Origin of the sequence: Ligilactobacillus aviarius subsp. aviarius DSM 20655, assembly GCF_001436315.1 — a bacterium.
Classification (GTDB): Bacteria; Bacillota; Bacilli; order Lactobacillales; family Lactobacillaceae; genus Ligilactobacillus; species Ligilactobacillus aviarius.
Genome location: NZ_AYZA01000022.1, coordinates 224,245 through 239,125, shown reverse-complemented (window position 1 = coordinate 239,125; position 14,881 = coordinate 224,245). Strand labels below are relative to the sequence as shown.

The 14,881-nt window shown below is 37.4% G+C and carries 17 protein-coding genes; all 17 read right to left on the bottom strand.

Annotated features, from left to right (window positions below; translation table 11 throughout):
- A partial coding sequence (locus FC33_RS06700; RefSeq protein ID WP_191978952.1) for a phage tail spike protein occupies window positions 1-1,511 on the bottom strand: 1,511 nt, incomplete at its 3' end.
- A complete protein-coding gene (locus FC33_RS06695) occupies window positions 1,508-2,305 on the bottom strand; it encodes a phage distal tail protein (RefSeq protein ID WP_057827835.1) in 798 nt (265 codons plus the stop codon). The genes FC33_RS06695 and FC33_RS06700, both read right to left, overlap by 4 nt.
- A 10-nt stretch (window positions 2,306-2,315) precedes the next feature.
- A complete protein-coding gene (locus FC33_RS06690; protein ID WP_057827834.1) occupies window positions 2,316-5,624 on the bottom strand; it encodes a phage tail tape measure protein in 3,309 nt (1,102 codons plus the stop codon).
- A 3-nt stretch (window positions 5,625-5,627) separates the two neighbouring features.
- Entirely contained in the window at window positions 5,628-5,954 is a 327-nt protein-coding gene (locus FC33_RS06685; RefSeq protein ID WP_057827833.1) for a hypothetical protein, read from the bottom strand.
- 98 nt (window positions 5,955-6,052) lie between these two features.
- Window positions 6,053-6,388, bottom strand: a complete 336-nt coding sequence (locus FC33_RS06680; protein ID WP_057827832.1) for a tail assembly chaperone — start codon at window positions 6,386-6,388, stop codon at window positions 6,053-6,055.
- Between the two features lie 31 nt (window positions 6,389-6,419).
- Window positions 6,420-7,058 (bottom strand): phage tail tube protein, encoded by a 639-nt coding sequence (locus FC33_RS06675; RefSeq protein ID WP_057827831.1) that lies wholly within the window; start codon window positions 7,056-7,058, stop codon window positions 6,420-6,422.
- 12 nt (window positions 7,059-7,070) lie between these two features.
- Window positions 7,071-7,472 (bottom strand): hypothetical protein, encoded by a 402-nt coding sequence (locus tag FC33_RS06670; RefSeq protein WP_057827830.1) that lies wholly within the window; start codon window positions 7,470-7,472, stop codon window positions 7,071-7,073.
- 9 nt (window positions 7,473-7,481) lie between these two features.
- Window positions 7,482-7,847: an HK97-gp10 family putative phage morphogenesis protein gene (locus FC33_RS06665; RefSeq protein ID WP_235803903.1), complete on the bottom strand. Its 366-nt coding sequence runs from the start codon at window positions 7,845-7,847 to the stop codon at window positions 7,482-7,484.
- On the bottom strand, window positions 7,831-8,154 hold the full coding sequence (locus FC33_RS06660; RefSeq protein WP_057827829.1) for a hypothetical protein: 324 nt from the start codon (window positions 8,152-8,154) through the stop codon (window positions 7,831-7,833). The genes FC33_RS06665 and FC33_RS06660 overlap by 17 nt, the downstream gene beginning before the upstream one ends.
- Window positions 8,141-8,527, bottom strand: a complete 387-nt coding sequence (locus FC33_RS06655; protein WP_057827828.1) for a phage head-tail connector protein — start codon at window positions 8,525-8,527, stop codon at window positions 8,141-8,143. Before FC33_RS06655 ends, FC33_RS06660 begins: the two co-directional genes overlap by 14 nt.
- Before the next feature lie 16 nt (window positions 8,528-8,543).
- Window positions 8,544-9,392 (bottom strand): N4-gp56 family major capsid protein, encoded by an 849-nt coding sequence (locus FC33_RS06650; RefSeq protein ID WP_057827827.1) that lies wholly within the window; start codon window positions 9,390-9,392, stop codon window positions 8,544-8,546.
- A gap of 1 nt (window position 9,393) precedes the next feature.
- A complete protein-coding gene (locus FC33_RS06645) occupies window positions 9,394-9,987 on the bottom strand; it encodes a DUF4355 domain-containing protein (protein ID WP_057827826.1) in 594 nt (197 codons plus the stop codon).
- Between the two features lie 109 nt (window positions 9,988-10,096).
- On the bottom strand, window positions 10,097-11,059 hold the full coding sequence (locus FC33_RS06640; RefSeq protein WP_057827825.1) for a structural protein: 963 nt from the start codon (window positions 11,057-11,059) through the stop codon (window positions 10,097-10,099).
- Window positions 11,031-12,434 (bottom strand): phage portal protein, encoded by a 1,404-nt coding sequence (locus tag FC33_RS06635; RefSeq protein WP_057827824.1) that lies wholly within the window; start codon window positions 12,432-12,434, stop codon window positions 11,031-11,033. The genes FC33_RS06640 and FC33_RS06635 overlap by 29 nt, the downstream gene beginning before the upstream one ends.
- A gap of 12 nt (window positions 12,435-12,446) precedes the next feature.
- Window positions 12,447-13,676: a PBSX family phage terminase large subunit gene (locus tag FC33_RS06630; RefSeq protein ID WP_057827823.1), complete on the bottom strand. Its 1,230-nt coding sequence runs from the start codon at window positions 13,674-13,676 to the stop codon at window positions 12,447-12,449.
- The gene (locus tag FC33_RS06625) at window positions 13,666-14,157 is read right to left on the bottom strand and encodes a phBC6A51 family helix-turn-helix protein (RefSeq protein ID WP_057827822.1); all 492 of its coding nucleotides are present in this window, start codon (window positions 14,155-14,157) and stop codon (window positions 13,666-13,668) included. Before FC33_RS06625 ends, FC33_RS06630 begins: the two co-directional genes overlap by 11 nt.
- A 274-nt stretch (window positions 14,158-14,431) precedes the next feature.
- A complete protein-coding gene (locus tag FC33_RS06620; RefSeq protein ID WP_057827821.1) occupies window positions 14,432-14,881 on the bottom strand; it encodes a hypothetical protein in 450 nt (149 codons plus the stop codon).

The following is a 14,881-nucleotide window of genomic DNA, read 5'->3' as shown; positions in this document are numbered from 1 at the left end:
TTTTGTAAATCTAATTTAGCCTGAGATAAATCAGATTGGTTCTGTTGTGCGGTCGTCAATGCTTTCTGTGCGTTGGTATTAGCGTCTCCAACTTGAGCAACTAAGCCGTCCGCTTTAGCAGAAGCAGCGTTGGCGTCTTGGACGGCTTGGTCTAATGCTGTTTGTTGTTGCTTGATTTCATCTTCGATCTTATGGAGATTTTCGGTACTAATAACCAACTGCCAACCGTTATCGTAAATATACATTTCGGTTTCGCCATTGCCTAAATCCTTATACCAAACATCTCCATTAGATCCCGTTGCAGGCATGGTCGAGGAATAATAAACCTTGTTCTTGCCATTCGCTGATTGAGTAACCGTGATGATACCTTCTGTATTGTTGGTTACTTCGCTTTGAAGTGCCGAAACTTGATATGAAAGATTGTTAGCTTGTTCAAGGTTATCTCCTAGATCAATCTTATTTTGAGTTTCGTCAAGTAAGTTATGTTGAACTTTAAAAACTCTGGTTTCATAGGCAATTCCAATGTCATTACGAGTGATACCAACACGATCACCTAAATGTAATTCTCCGGTATTGATTACTGATGCACTGAACTGAACCTGTGGTCTTTCGACCGTCTTTAATGCTTCATATGTTTTCTGAAGCAACGCCTTTGGATCATCTACATCTTCAAACACTTCAAGTCCAATTCGCATATGACCATCACTAAAGCCAAGCTGTTTAGTTGCATCAGGATCTTCAAGCCATTCTTGTCCTTTTGGCTTATCTAAAGGATCGCCATTAGCCTTACTCCATTCAACATCTGCAAAAGTGATTCGACGGCCATATCCGTCAGGTGTATTGTCATCATCGCCACCGGATACTTGAACACCTTTTCCACGACCAACTAGAGCCGTATAAATATTCTGGGTATCCTGTTCTTGTTTAACACTTAATAAATTAGATCCGTACTCAAATCGCTTACCGGTTTGTTCGCCTTGCTTAATGTAGAAATTAACCCTGCGATCAGTGATTTGATTTTCATCATCATTAATCAATACATCAAAGCCAATTTCAAAATCAAATGTTTGAACAATCTTCTTTAAACAATCCAGAACTGAAAGATAATAGAATGAAATAAAAGTTTCGCTAGTGTCTGGAATTTCTCCCACGTGCCAACGAGTGTCTTTCAAAATCATTTCAGTAATGGTTTGAGCATTAGCAGTTGGACGCTTGTCTTGAATATATCCATAAGACGTTAATTCGTCATAAGCTGATTCAACTGCTGTATATTCAACTTCTTCATCTTTCACAGTTTCTTTAATGATTTTGAACATTAAATAACTGTGATCCTTTGACGGATTAGTAATCAATACGTGGATAACATTACCTGATAAACGCTTTTTAGCCGGCAATGTAATTAATAATTCACCGGCCGTGTTGATTTCTTCCGTGAAAGTAGCTTCCAAGATATACTCTTCGGAAAGACGACCGATGATATTTTGTTGTTTATCTAATAGGAAGAATTTCACAGTTTCAACACCTCGTAATCTATTTCATAATCTCCAGTTGTACTAAAATTCAAAGTTTCTCCAGCTTTGATTTGAAAATCACCAAAATTAGAATTTAATGCAATGTAACCAACTTCATTAGTTCCGCCAATCGTAAATTTGAGATTTTCAAAGTCAAAAATCATTTCATTACTTGCTGTAACACCAGTCGTAACCTTTAATGAACTGGTACTATCGGTGATCGTAAAATTAGGTTGACTCCCGCTTGGTGTAAATTTAATCATCTTCAATGCACGTTTAAACATTGAATTCTCACTATCATTGATAGTTGCTGAATTTCCTGAACCAGAAATAGCAGACACATCATAATGAGCATAAGGATCAGCAAGTGTTAAAGTAATTTTTCCTTCAACCTTTAACCCACCTTCAGTCACATCAAGATTGGCAGTCCCGATAAAGTAATATTTATCGTCCTGAAAAGATATTTTTACATTCGGAACTGAAAGAATGCTCTTCAGTTTATCCATATCAGCAATGTATTGTTCATTATCACTCTCATCACCGTCGTAAAAGAAATTGACTGAAATTGTTCTTTCTTTAATTCGTGATGAAAGGTAATAATTTCCATCACCAACTTTTGCCGGAGCATTTAATTCACGTTCAAAATTATTTCGCCCGTCAGTTGACATCGTGTAAAATCTTGGAATCTCCTGGTCTAAACAATGACCGTTATACGTCAAAGCTTCAGGCATCAAAAAAGAGGCGTCAGGTTCGCCTCTTGGTTCTAAATCGTGAAAATCATATAAATTTCCCATTTTTATCCTCCTAAATACGATAATTCTGTTTCAAACGAGCAGTATTACCTTGCTGGTTACTAATATCATCAACAAACGCACCATAAGTTGAGCCACCCATCGAAAGAACAATATGTGCTGGTTGCTTATTGACGTTAATTGAATATTTACCATCAATATCACCGCCATTTAACATATCTTGTGATGCTGTTTTAACGGCTTTCAATGAACGCGTGAACTTATCCGTGTTGGCTTCTGGTATAGTAACCATTGCGGCGTTTGAAATTGATCCCGCAGCTTTGGTTACTGTTCCAATGTTCTTTTCCATTCCGACAGCAACACCAGCAGGAACCCAAACACCAACTTCATCGCGCATAACCCGTGATGGTGAATGAATATCCAATGCAGATTGAATTGTACTTACAATGTTATGAGCAATATTTTCGGCGGCATTCATTGCTTGCCGGCCCATGCTGACAATTCCGTTAACAAAACCTTGCATTGCATCAACAGCGGCATTATATAAGCCACTTAATCCACTTCTAATACCACTGACAATGTTGTGGGCTATTTTTCCAGCTGCACTTATAGCGTGATTTCCTCCACTAATAACAGCATTAGAAAATCTGCTCATCATACTTCTAGCCGTTGATCCAACGTTTGAAGCCAAGTTGCTCATCGTTGATGAAATATTACTTCTAATACCATTGAAAATATTTGAAGCTGTTGAACGAATACCATTCCAGATACCACTCAAGGTACCTTTAATGCCGTTCCAGATACTGCTTGTCACACCACGAACGCCATTCCAAACGCTTGAAATAACTTGTTGAATGCCGTGGAAAATTCCATTAGCAGAAGATTTAAGGCCATTCCAGTTTCCTGTAAGTAATGACTTAATAAAGTTCCAAACATTACTTGTGATTGATTGGATTCCTTGCCATACTCCTTGAATGGTTGACTTAATTGAGTTAAATACTCCACTAGCCATTGATCTTAAGCTATTCCATACGTTTGAAACTGTTGATCTTACACCATTCCAAACAGCAGAAGTGATTGTTCTGATATTATTCCAGCTCAATGTTACGGCTTGTTTAATTGCATTAAACACTTGATTGGCCTGTGTACGTGTAAGTCCCCAATTGTTCACCAAGTATGACTTGATGCCATTCCAAATGTTTGATGTGAAAGATTTGATACCGTTCCAAACATTGGTTACTACTGACTTGATACCATTCCAAACAATTCCTGCATTGGTCTTTAAGCCATTCCAAACGGCCATTAAGAACGTTTTGATACCATTCCATACTGTCGTGGTTAAAGTCTTGATGCCATTCCAAACCAGTGTTACAGCTTGCTTAATACCGTTCCAAACAGTAGTTCCAAGTGTTTTAATTACATTCCACGTGCTTGTTAAGAATGATTTAATACCATTCCAAACCGTTGTAGTTGTAGTCTTAATGAAATTCCATACCGACTGAATAACTTGTTGAACTGCTTTAAATGCTGTTTGTGCTTTCTGTTGAATTCCTTGCCATTGACCAAATAGTAAACCACGGATTATACCCCAAACCAACTGCGTAACCGCCTTAATTGCATTCCATACTGATGTAAATACATTTTTCAAAGCGTTCCAAATTGGTTTGGCGGTATTGACTGTGTTCTGCCAGATCTGACGTAAGAAAGTACCAATTCCGTTCCAAATTGAAATAGCCGTCGATTTAATGCCATTCCAACACGTTTTCAAGAAATTAGTAAAGTTCTGCCAGATTTGTCTACCTAATTGTGTTTTGGTAAAGAATAATGTTAATGCGGCAATGACAGCAGTTATTCCAACTACAACCGCCGTAAACACTGGGTTTGCTAATGCAAAATCAAATGCTGTTTGCGCAATTGTTGCAATTTTGGTAGCAGCAGCTAATGCTTTCTGAGCAACCGCTGCTATTTTAGATGTTTTAGCAAGCTCATTCAGTGCCTGTGTCCCTTTCTTAAAGTCCATAAACACCGTTATTACGGATTTAGCCGTTTTTCCAAAGTTACCGATTGCTGTAATTCCTTTACCAACTGTCCCGGCAATTTTACCGAAATTAGTGATAAATCCACCAACAGCAGTAATAGCAGGACCAATTGCAGGAGACAATCCGATAAAGCCTCGGATTACCTGTGCCGTACTTGAATTAGACTGCGTTGCCCAATTCAAAGTCTTATTGATCATATCAAGCAAAGAACTTGTAACGCCACTTTTAGCAGCAAGAGATTTCTTTGTTAAGTCATCCCAGTTACCACCAACCTGTTCAATCTTTGAACCGATGTTTTGTTGCATTTCGTTTGCTTGACTTGAAAGTGTCTGCGTTGCTCGTTGCGTGGTGCCCGCTGCTTTATCCATTGAACTTGAAAATGCATCCCACGAAGTCGTTACACTTCCGGATTTATCCTTAACGGCGTCAAGCAAAGGAGCAATAGCTTTCATGCCAGAAGCGCCAAACATTGTTTTTAATGCAGCTGTCTTTTGTGCATCGCCCATTTTATCCGTTTTAGAAGCAACTTCTTGTAAAATTTGTGGGAATGGTTTCATCTTTCCGCTTGAATCTGTGAAAGATAATCCTAACTCATTCATTTCTTTCTTGGCTTGTGCACTTGGCGCTAGCATTTGAGTAATAGCGTGATTTAAATCATCAGACGCTTGTGCTGCACTGAAACCGTGATTAGTAAGCAAACCAATGGCCGTAGCGGTTGTTTGCATATTCATTCCAGCCATATTAGCAGTAGGTCCAATCGTAGCTAGCGCCTGTTGCATATCACCAATTGAAGCGTTAGATGCGTTAGCTGTTTGAACTAGGATTGCAGCTGCTTGTTGTGGTGATTGCAATGAACCTTTCCAGATATTCATTGCTTCCTGAACAACACCAGCTGTGGTATTAATATCTTCACCAGCAGCAGTAGAAGCTTGAGCAATTGCTGGAAATTCTTGTTTGATATCATTAATACTTGCACCGTTTCGGGCCATATTAACCATAGCCTCTGCACACTGGTTAGCGTTTAAGGGCAATACGGCGCCCATTCGGTTCGCAACATCTGACAAGCCGTCAATATCTTTAGCTGAACCACCAGCGATAACAGCTGCTTGGTTCAAACTAGATTGAAAATCGCCAAATGACTTAACAGCAGTCATTCCCATTGCCGTTGTTGCAACACCCGCAGCAGTTGTTGCTTTACCAACAGTTGCTAAGTGAGTTTGTGCTGACGAACCAAAACTTTGAACTGCATTTCCAGCTTTTTGAAAGACTGAAGAAAAGTTGTCAATTGCCGTCAATGTTGCTGTAATTGCATAATTCGACATGGTTTAACCTCCTTTCTTCATATTTTGTTTGCGTTTCATAGTCCTAAACTCGCGCTGGCGTTGAAGAATAATCTCTTGCTGATGCTTTTCAATACTCTTCTTAGAAGTTGAAATATAATTTGATTCAAATGCTTTACGAACCTCATCATTTTGCTCTTCACTGTCAAAGAATTGTTGAAATGTTTCATATTTTGGCTTAGGATTCTTTTCGCTACCCGTAGTTGCCTGAACCCCTTGATTAAACCAAGCTTGAAGTGCTAATTTTTCTCTTTCGGCGACAAGCTTTAATTGGTAAGCCTCTAGTCGTAAATAATATTCTTGAAGTCCCATGCGTTCGATCTGTTTAATGCTATGAAAACCTAAAAAAGCAAGAGAATTGAGAATTATTTCTCGATACTCTTGCTCCGCGCTAATTTCAGGTCTTTCTTCTAGACCATCTTCAATTTTTTTGCTGTTGCCTTAATGATATTTGATTCCATGGCTTCTTTCATAACTCGGTCATATAATTTATCCAAGTCCTTGCAATTTTCCATGTATTCATCAATTTCATTTTGTGAAACCCGTGGATTTGTATCATATGATGCGGCATATAATACATTTGCCAATGCCACGGGATCACCAGTTTCTAATGCAGGTAAAGTTCTAGTTAACCCCATTCCCAAACTTGCACCATTGACATTCATACCTGCCACCTTGTCAAGTTCACGCACGAAACGTACGCCAAAATATAATGTTACTTCACGATCTTTAATCTTAATTTTCATTATGCAAAACCCTTTCTAACTATTTATTTACCTAGTGATTGTCTGATGTTGATGATGCTGTGCTTGATGGAGCAGCACTTGATGATGCGCCGTCCTTAGAATTTGAAACCGGTACGTTCAAGCCTTCATCTGTTGATGGATTCCAGTCTGTACCATTACCATGTGCTTCTTTGGTTGTGCTATCCAAACCGTAGAATACATAGTTGATTTCTTCTTGCGCTTCATCTGGAAGTGCAGTCCAACCGCGTTGTGGTGTTCCTTGAACTGTCATCTTAACCTTCCGTGTGCTTTGTGAATCAGCATCGTTGTCTGATGTATCTTTTGAAGGCATTGCCCGCATGTACCAAGCGTAATATTTACCTTCAGCATTCCGACGACCACGTTGAACTAACCAAACTTCAAGTGTGGTTGCATTCATGATTGAATCGTAAATTTCATCTGATGTAGCGTCTGTACTATCAATGAAATCAACTTCAAAGTCGGTTTCTACTGATGCCAATGTTGGTAATGAACCACTCTTAGTTTCCTTACTCTTTGAACTCCGTGAAGGTTCAAAGTTTGCACCTGTTTGGTATGGAATTAAAGCACCTGGCTTGTTGCCTGCTTCAGATAATGGACGAACAAATACCAATGCGTCAGCACCTTGTAAATAATTTAAATTCTTAGCCATTTCTTTTTCCTCCTAATATGAAAACGCCAGTGTTAACATTGCACGATTAAAAATCATGTTTGGAACACTGGTATCTTGCATTAATTGTTTTGTTGTTTCTTTTTGAACTGGATAGAATTGATAATCTTTTTCGATTGGTTTTCCCATACAGTTCTGATAAATCTCATCAGCAATATTTGAAACGTCAAGTCGTTGTTCGCTATCTCCCCAAACATCGACAATCAGTTTTGTGATATTGTTGAAATTTGTTTTGTTTGCTCCCAGTCCGGAAGTTACTGTGTTCATTGACCCCACCACAATGAATGGATAATTAACGGGTTCATTTTCAAGCGGTAAATGATCATAAACATCATAACCAAGTTTCATACACAGTGAATAAACACTATCATATAATTCTTGTTCAGGACTTTTCATGAAATTCACCTACTTTCCAAATACATTCCGTAGTTCATCAATAAACATTTGTGATTGAACATCAAATGCAGGTCCTAACGTTGGACGAGCACTCATCTTACGAGTTCCAAGTTCCAAAAACGGAAAATAATCTGTTCCCGGTGCGACTTCGGCAGTTAATCCGCTATTGGTAATATTCAAAACGGTAGAATTCTTAGTTCTACCGGTTGAATATCCACGCGTATAAGTTGCATCCATATTTTCCATCGTCCTACTTTGCAACTGTGCACCGTGTTTGCGGACAATTCTCTCGACATCACCCGGGTCTGAATGCGAATGAAGGTCTTTTACCAAGGCATCCATTCCAGAAATACTTATTTTAATTCCTCCTGCCACCGCTCAACGCCTCCACTACAATTGATTGACACTTCAAAGTCTGCCTAATAGTCGTCAACGCATAATGAATTGACTCGTCATTAATTGTTAAATAAGACCATGTACCTTGAATTGACCGAGATAGTCTAACAATTTTACGTTCGTCATCAATCTTGCCAAAGAGTTTAGCTTCTCGATCAATACCTACGTCAGTTACATTAGCCTTAATTTCATCAACTAATGTTATTCCACCTTCATACTGACTGGTTTCAGGGTTATACCGACGATTGCTCTCTGAATAAAACTTTACAGTATCATTGAATCTCATCGTCTGTTCCTCCATAACCATTGATAAACATCACTCTTGGAGTGTCATCATTGTTATTTTGCTTTTTAAAAGCTTCAATATCGCTTGCAAAATCATCGAAATCATTTGCATTAAAGGTAATTGCTTCACCTTCTTGTGTATACGAACTCATTCCTTCATTTTTTAAGCGATTGTATCTCCGAATGCATACTTCAAACGGAATATAATCCATTTCACTTGGAAAATCGTCTTGAGTTCCTAGACCGAGCTTAAAACGCGTTGACTTAACTGTTTTCTTGATAATCAAAGTTAATAAATCATCTTGTTCATTATCCTTGATCATCAACATTGTTTTTAAATCATTTAACGGAACGATTGTCATTTCATCGGTCATAGAACCACCTCATTAATTATTTTCCTGTACTTGCACTTGAACTTGATGCAGAAGCAGAAATAGTACCAACAACTACTTTTGTATCATCGTAAAGGTATGCAGCATAGTGTTCTGTTGCATAAATGTGTGTTGTAGCTGTCTTAGCTTCGCGTTGTGATTCAATGTTAATACCACGTTTCATCACTAATTTAAGCGCTGGACTTGTTTGTGAAGCCTTAACAAAGATTGCTTCTGTATCAGCTAATTTACGTGAGCGAACAATTTGAACACCTAATACGTCAAGGTATGTTCCTTTAACCAATTCGTTTGCGCCAACTTCTGAACCAATCTTCTTTTCAATTGCATCTTTCCGAATTGCTGATGCTGTCTTAGGTGATACAACTAAAACGATTGGTGAGTCATCTTCTTCATTAAAGACATCTAAACCAGCTTGGACACCTTTAACGTCGGCAGTCATTGTAACTTTTTGTGTACCTGTCTTTGCAACTGCTAATAAATCATTATCAATCTTGTTTGCCATTGCCAAGCCTAATTGCTTTTGACTTTCACCGATTGGATCACCATAGCCACTTAATACAGCTTCATCTGTAATTCCTGTACCTTTAGCAGCTTTCTTAACCGTTACAGAAGCATCCTTAGTACCTAACTTGTCTTCGGGAATTGGTTGACCTTCTGCTACATCTTCAGCATCGCCCATGTATGTGAACTTAGGAAAATGTAATGTATCTCCTGAATTACCAACTAATGTGTTATCAACTTGAGCTAATGGTGTGAACCGTAAAGCTTTTTGCAATTCATAAGAAACGATTGGTGCATATACCGCTGGATCAATTAAATCCGCAATTTGTGTAATTGAATCTGTCATTTTAAATTCCTCCTGTTAACTTTTTGAATAAATCTGGATTTTCTTGATAGAGTTCTGCTTTTTGTTTTGAACTCATCAAATCAAATTGTGATTGTGTAATGTTTTTAGCAACATTACCATTTGTTTTTGGCGTCTTGCCTGTCAGCATTTCATTCTTTACATCTTCACGAATTCGCTTAGCAAAGGCAATCAGCTTATTGACGTTGTCTTGTGTGGTTTCAGCTTCACTTGTAACCACTAAACTTAAATCATCGTCATTAACATTCACGCCTGATTCTTCAAACATTTTGCGGGCTTGTCCTTGCATTTCATAACGTGCAAGTTTTTGTTCTGCTTCTTCTGCTCGCTTGGTTTGTTTGTCGATTTCATAATCTTTTTTCTGATCAGCATTCATTTTGGCTAGCCGTTTTGCTTCCGCCTTATCAGCTTCCGCTTTTTCTCTTTCACGTTTAATACGATCAGAAATCATTTGCTCGACTTCATCTTTAGTGAATGTTTTTTCTTTTGGTTCTTGAACACCTTGATCTTGTTTCGATTCGTCAACCGAAACTTTATCTTGTTGTTCTTGTTCCTTGTTTTCTTGTTCGTTATCCATATAGCGAACCTCCTTAAATTTACTCACGCTTATCATGCTAGCGAGGCAAAGCTTACTCATGCTGTTCTTTAACGCCTGCAACAAGGAAAAAGGCATTAAAAAAGACGCGTCATTTGCGTCTAGAATTTTTATTGTCTACCCAATAAGCAGAAATTGCACACCGACAATTGGCATGAATTGGAATACTTGGAACATCATCAATGCTGTAAACTCCAAAACCATTACCATCGGGATCATCTTGAGCAATGTTACGACAAACACGACAAGCGCTTGGTTCAGCATGCCATTTACAATACTTAAACCCGTATTCATCGAGCATGTCTTTTTGTGCTTGAGCTTGAACTCTTGCTGTTTCTGTTCGGACAATTCTTTCAGTAACATATCGTTTTTTCTTAACGGCGTCCGAAACCAAACCAACTAACTTACGAGCCAGTTCTTGATTACTCTTTCCCGTGGTTGCAACTTGAATTAAGATGCTATCCAGTTTGGCTTTCAACAAATCTTGATCAGTCCACAGTCGTTTACTAAAATCCACACCGTTAACTCCTGCCATAACAACAGACGCAACATGTTTATTTGTTAATAATGACTTAGGAGCAACCGTAGCACCAAAAATGCCGGCTTGACGTTTAATCTCAGCTTGATACTCATCATTAAGATGGTCTTTTAGCTGATCATCAACTTTCAATCCGGCATTAACTAATTCATATCCCAATTGTGATTTAAGCATTTCTAGACGATTAATTCGCATTGTCGCGTTGTATAATCGCATTCGTTTGTTTGCCTCATCACTAAAATCTTTTTTCGGAACAACTTTTTCAGCGTATTTTTCTAATTCTTCAATATCTGCTTGACTGACTTTTTGTTGTGCCAATGGTAGATTGCTTGAAAGTTTAGAATATTCACGATAAATATCGTCTTGCATCAATTTCAAAGCTTCATCATAGATTTTCTGAAGCTTATCAGCAAAATATTTATCATTTTCAATCTGTTCCTTTATCCAATCATCAGTAATTGTATCGCGTGCATCCCAGTATGCTTGATTAAGCCTGTTCTTCGGTATTCTTTTCATCTTCAGCGCCTTCCATGTTCTTCATCGCTTGGTTCTGAATGTCGATATTTTGTAAAATACCGTCTTTTTCTTCTTCCTGCATGCGTTCAATTTCTTTCTTTGGATCATCAACAATCGACAATACTGATAGTTGTGTTTCCTTTGAAACAATGCCATTCAATGTAGCAGCAGTAGCAGCTTCATCAGCGTCATTTCGTGGCATGTTACGTGTGAATTTGAACTTCAAAGCGCTGTATAGCTCATCTTCAGGAACTTCAGCAATCGTTCCAAGTTTGAAACCAACAGCCAATAAATTCCGTAAAGCTTGAGTAAATTTACGTTCCTTAGTTGCTGCCATATTCTGCATTGGTAACATCTTGTACTGAATAGCGACACCGCTTGAATTCCCGCTAAACGCTTCATCGCGTAAATTTGAAACCATTGAAACCTGATAAATATTATCAATCAAACGATTCAAGTAATTCTCTTGCATGACGTCGCCATCAGGCTTTTCTAAGAAGCCAACGTCCACATTGCCATTCATGTTGTCAGGCGAATAAATGATTTGATTGCCTAACATATCTAATTTAACGTTACCGTTCTTGTCTTTAGGCAATTGCATTCCTAAAATTTTGAGATAAGCATTATCGAAATATTCAACTTGGTTCGCTTTTTGACTTAATGCTTTATCATAAGCGTCAATCAAAGTATTAACTTTATCAATCAATGATAAACGTTCTTCATTGTTAAAAAATTCAATTGCGGGAACATTTTGAAATACATTAATTTGACTATCAGTAAATACGCCATTACCACTAAATGATTTAATTTCAGCAGCAGTATACAGTGTTCCGTTAATTTCATTTGTTTCAGCATCACGACCATAACGAACAAAAGCTAACGGCAATTGCTCAACCGTATCATCATAGATCATAAACGCATTGGTTGGTGGTAAAACAGCAACCTTAGTATTTGCTTGTTCGTCTTGATATAACAGCATGTATGAACGTCCGTAAATATCAGATTGCTTACTTACTTCAGCTAACTTATCTTGGAAACTGTTCATATCCAACCAATGTTGCAGATTATCATTTTGAGTGTCGTCATCAAGTGTGATTTTTGGTGGAATACCCATGAAATAACCAGTAAACGTATCAACCAATTCGCTTGCAATATTAGCAACAATTCGGTTATCTGGCCGAAGTTTGTTTCGCCGACCTTTTAATACTTTATGATTTCCCACATAGTAGTTATAATCACGATTATAATCGTTTGACAGTGATTCGTTCTTTGAGATCATTGCTGATAAATCATCAGCAGAAATATCATTATCCTTATCATAAATAAACGTATTATTTTTGGTCATTAACGCTTTCCCACTAATAACTGATTCCATCTTCTCGCCTCCTTAGATATACGGACTGTTAAGAAATTCAGCTTCCGTATTTTTATGTTTGTTATAGATTGCATATCTCATTGCATCCATAACGTCATCGTTTTTCTTTTCGGGTAATCCAGTGCTTTCATTCCAGATATATTGATAAATTTCATCATAGAATTTATCACTTGCCCCATTTACTACTTTGAAATGTCCTGATTTAATTCGTTTGGCCACTGATTCAATACCACTCAAAATGCTTTTGTCAGCATTGTAAGTTGTAATATTCTCTCTTTGAAACCTTGCTACATGTTCAGGACGAGCAGAATCAGCCCAGAAGACAACGTTATAGCCGTATCTTTCTTGAATATTCTTAGCAACATTTACCCAATAATCAATCTCTTTATACTGTTCAGTATGTTCTTCAAGAAGATAAGTATTGCCTTGGTCATCATCACCAAGAACAACAATCGAGCCTTTGTGTTCATATCCCCAGTCAACACCACAGTAAATACTTAATTCATCAGGAACATCATCGCGATTAATCTTCATTATGTCTTTGTTAAAATCACGATAAACCATTCCTTCGCCTGATACCCACAAGCCTAAAATATCACGGTCATAGAACATTCCAGACGGCGTACTAGCTTTCTTGGATTTAATATAATCGTCAGTTAAGAATGTGTTATCATCAATCGTAAAATGGAATGAAACAATCTTAGCATCGTCATTTTGATTGTCGATATAATCTTTTTTCAACCAGTGTTCAGGATTATCCGGGTTGGTATCACAAATGATCCGTGCACCTCTAGCACTGCAACGACTGTCAATTTCATTGAACACCGCTTGGTTTGCTAAACTTGCTTCGTTGATATATGCGCCAAAAGCAGTCATCCCACGAATTGCACCCAAACCACCGATTGAACCAGTAAAAGCAGTAACGCATTTCACACCAAACAATGTGAATGATCCATGTTTATCAAAGTGAAAATCAATGCCATACTTATTAGTTAATTCTTGAAGAATATTATTCTGAATTGTTTTAGATGAAACGCCTGCTAAAATATACATCGGTTCATCAACACCTAATTCATCGGCAATCTTTCGGACGCGTTTTAATTCTAGCAAAAATAAATCATTATCTATCTGTGTCTTACCAGCACGAACAGCACCATAATTAACCATGATTCTCCAATCATTACGAAGGTATGTTTGAAGAACCTTGATTTGTTTTGGCGTATATAACTGATTAATCGTCATTCTTTGGCACTTCCTCTAAAACTTTATCGAATAATTTATCAATCTTTTCGGCCACGCGATTGCCATTCTCATTCATTGATTTAGCCTTAGCTTCAGCAATATCGGCTTCTGCTTTAAGTTTACGAACCTTAGCTTCATCTAATTCAGGAGTTGAATTATCAGACAAGTAGCCTGCCATTTTCAAAATCGTTGTTGCTGATTGCAACTGAACCATTTCGGAACGTGCATTTAATAATTCGTGAACTTTCTTCAAAGCATCGTTCTTATAATCTTTAACAACCATTCGAGCATATTGCTCTTGCGCTAATTTAAAAGTAGTATCTCGTTTCCACTTATAAAGCGTACTTGGACTACAATGCAGTTTCTTCGCGATCTGTTCATTAGTTAGTTCATTATTAAACAACATAATGACAGCATCTTGACGTAACTTATCTAACTTAAAAAAAGGCCCGTTTTCTACACTTTTCTTTAAACCATTCATGGCATTCTACTCACCTCCTTTGTTGCAAACAAATAGGCGGTACATCTTGTGTGTATCGCCTACGTTTCTTATTCTTTTGTTTGTTAAGTTTAATCTCTTTCTCCAACCGGCAAAGCATGAAATACTCTTCGCTCGTTCTAACTTTGCCGAAACGTTTCGTATTTCTCATTCGCTTCGCCTCATCTTTCGACAATATCATAATAAACCCTAAGCTAGTCAATATGTAGCCGAATTTTGGTTAGTTTTAGGCCAGAAAAAAGTCGATTTTTGTCTATTATTTTATCTTTTTCTGAAGTCTTTTAATTGCTAAGTTTACATACTTAGTAATTTGTTCTACATATTTTTCCAAATTAATACGCTGTTCTTCTTCCAATATATTATTATAAATTTTGATCGTAGACATTTTATTTATTAAATAAAATAAGCTGTTGTGAATGTCATTACCAATAATTTTATAACTCAAAACTAGCGAAACCGAATACGAAAGCTCCTCTATTTTTTCCATACTGTTTGAGTAAGTACATGTTATAGCATTCGATAACAACTTTAATAATTCATTTGAAACGGCTTTACAATTTTCTAAATCATCAATCGCTGCATTTTTTTCTTCCTGTATTTTTTTATAACTTGATATTTTGTCATAAAGTAAAAATATAAAAGTACCAAATGTTCCAATAGACGCTAACATTGACATTAAATTAAAAGCAAAATTCCATTTTTCCAA

What these genes read in the sequence shown, in the direction of transcription:
- FC33_RS06695 (WP_057827835.1), bottom strand. Translation starts at nt 2,305, where the DNA reads ATGGGAAATTTATATGATTTTCACGATTTAGAACCAAGAGGCGAACCT.
- FC33_RS06690 (WP_057827834.1), bottom strand. Translation starts at nt 5,624, where the DNA reads ATGTCGAATTATGCAATTACAGCAACATTGACGGCAATTGACAACTTT.
- FC33_RS06685 (WP_057827833.1), bottom strand. Translation starts at nt 5,954, where the DNA reads ATGGGACTTCAAGAATATTATTTACGACTAGAGGCTTACCAATTAAAG.
- FC33_RS06680 (WP_057827832.1), bottom strand. Translation starts at nt 6,388, where the DNA reads ATGAAAATTAAGATTAAAGATCGTGAAGTAACATTATATTTTGGCGTA.
- FC33_RS06675 (WP_057827831.1), bottom strand. Translation starts at nt 7,058, where the DNA reads ATGGCTAAGAATTTAAATTATTTACAAGGTGCTGACGCATTGGTATTT.
- FC33_RS06670 (WP_057827830.1), bottom strand. Translation starts at nt 7,472, where the DNA reads ATGAAAAGTCCTGAACAAGAATTATATGATAGTGTTTATTCACTGTGT.
- FC33_RS06660 (WP_057827829.1), bottom strand. Translation starts at nt 8,154, where the DNA reads ATGAGATTCAATGATACTGTAAAGTTTTATTCAGAGAGCAATCGTCGG.
- FC33_RS06655 (WP_057827828.1), bottom strand. Translation starts at nt 8,527, where the DNA reads ATGACCGATGAAATGACAATCGTTCCGTTAAATGATTTAAAAACAATG.
- FC33_RS06650 (WP_057827827.1), bottom strand. Translation starts at nt 9,392, where the DNA reads ATGACAGATTCAATTACACAAATTGCGGATTTAATTGATCCAGCGGTA.
- FC33_RS06645 (WP_057827826.1), bottom strand. Translation starts at nt 9,987, where the DNA reads ATGGATAACGAACAAGAAAACAAGGAACAAGAACAACAAGATAAAGTT.
- FC33_RS06640 (WP_057827825.1), bottom strand. Translation starts at nt 11,059, where the DNA reads ATGAAAAGAATACCGAAGAACAGGCTTAATCAAGCATACTGGGATGCA.
- FC33_RS06635 (WP_057827824.1), bottom strand. Translation starts at nt 12,434, where the DNA reads ATGGAATCAGTTATTAGTGGGAAAGCGTTAATGACCAAAAATAATACG.
- FC33_RS06630 (WP_057827823.1), bottom strand. Translation starts at nt 13,676, where the DNA reads ATGACGATTAATCAGTTATATACGCCAAAACAAATCAAGGTTCTTCAA.
- FC33_RS06625 (WP_057827822.1), bottom strand. Translation starts at nt 14,157, where the DNA reads ATGAATGGTTTAAAGAAAAGTGTAGAAAACGGGCCTTTTTTTAAGTTA.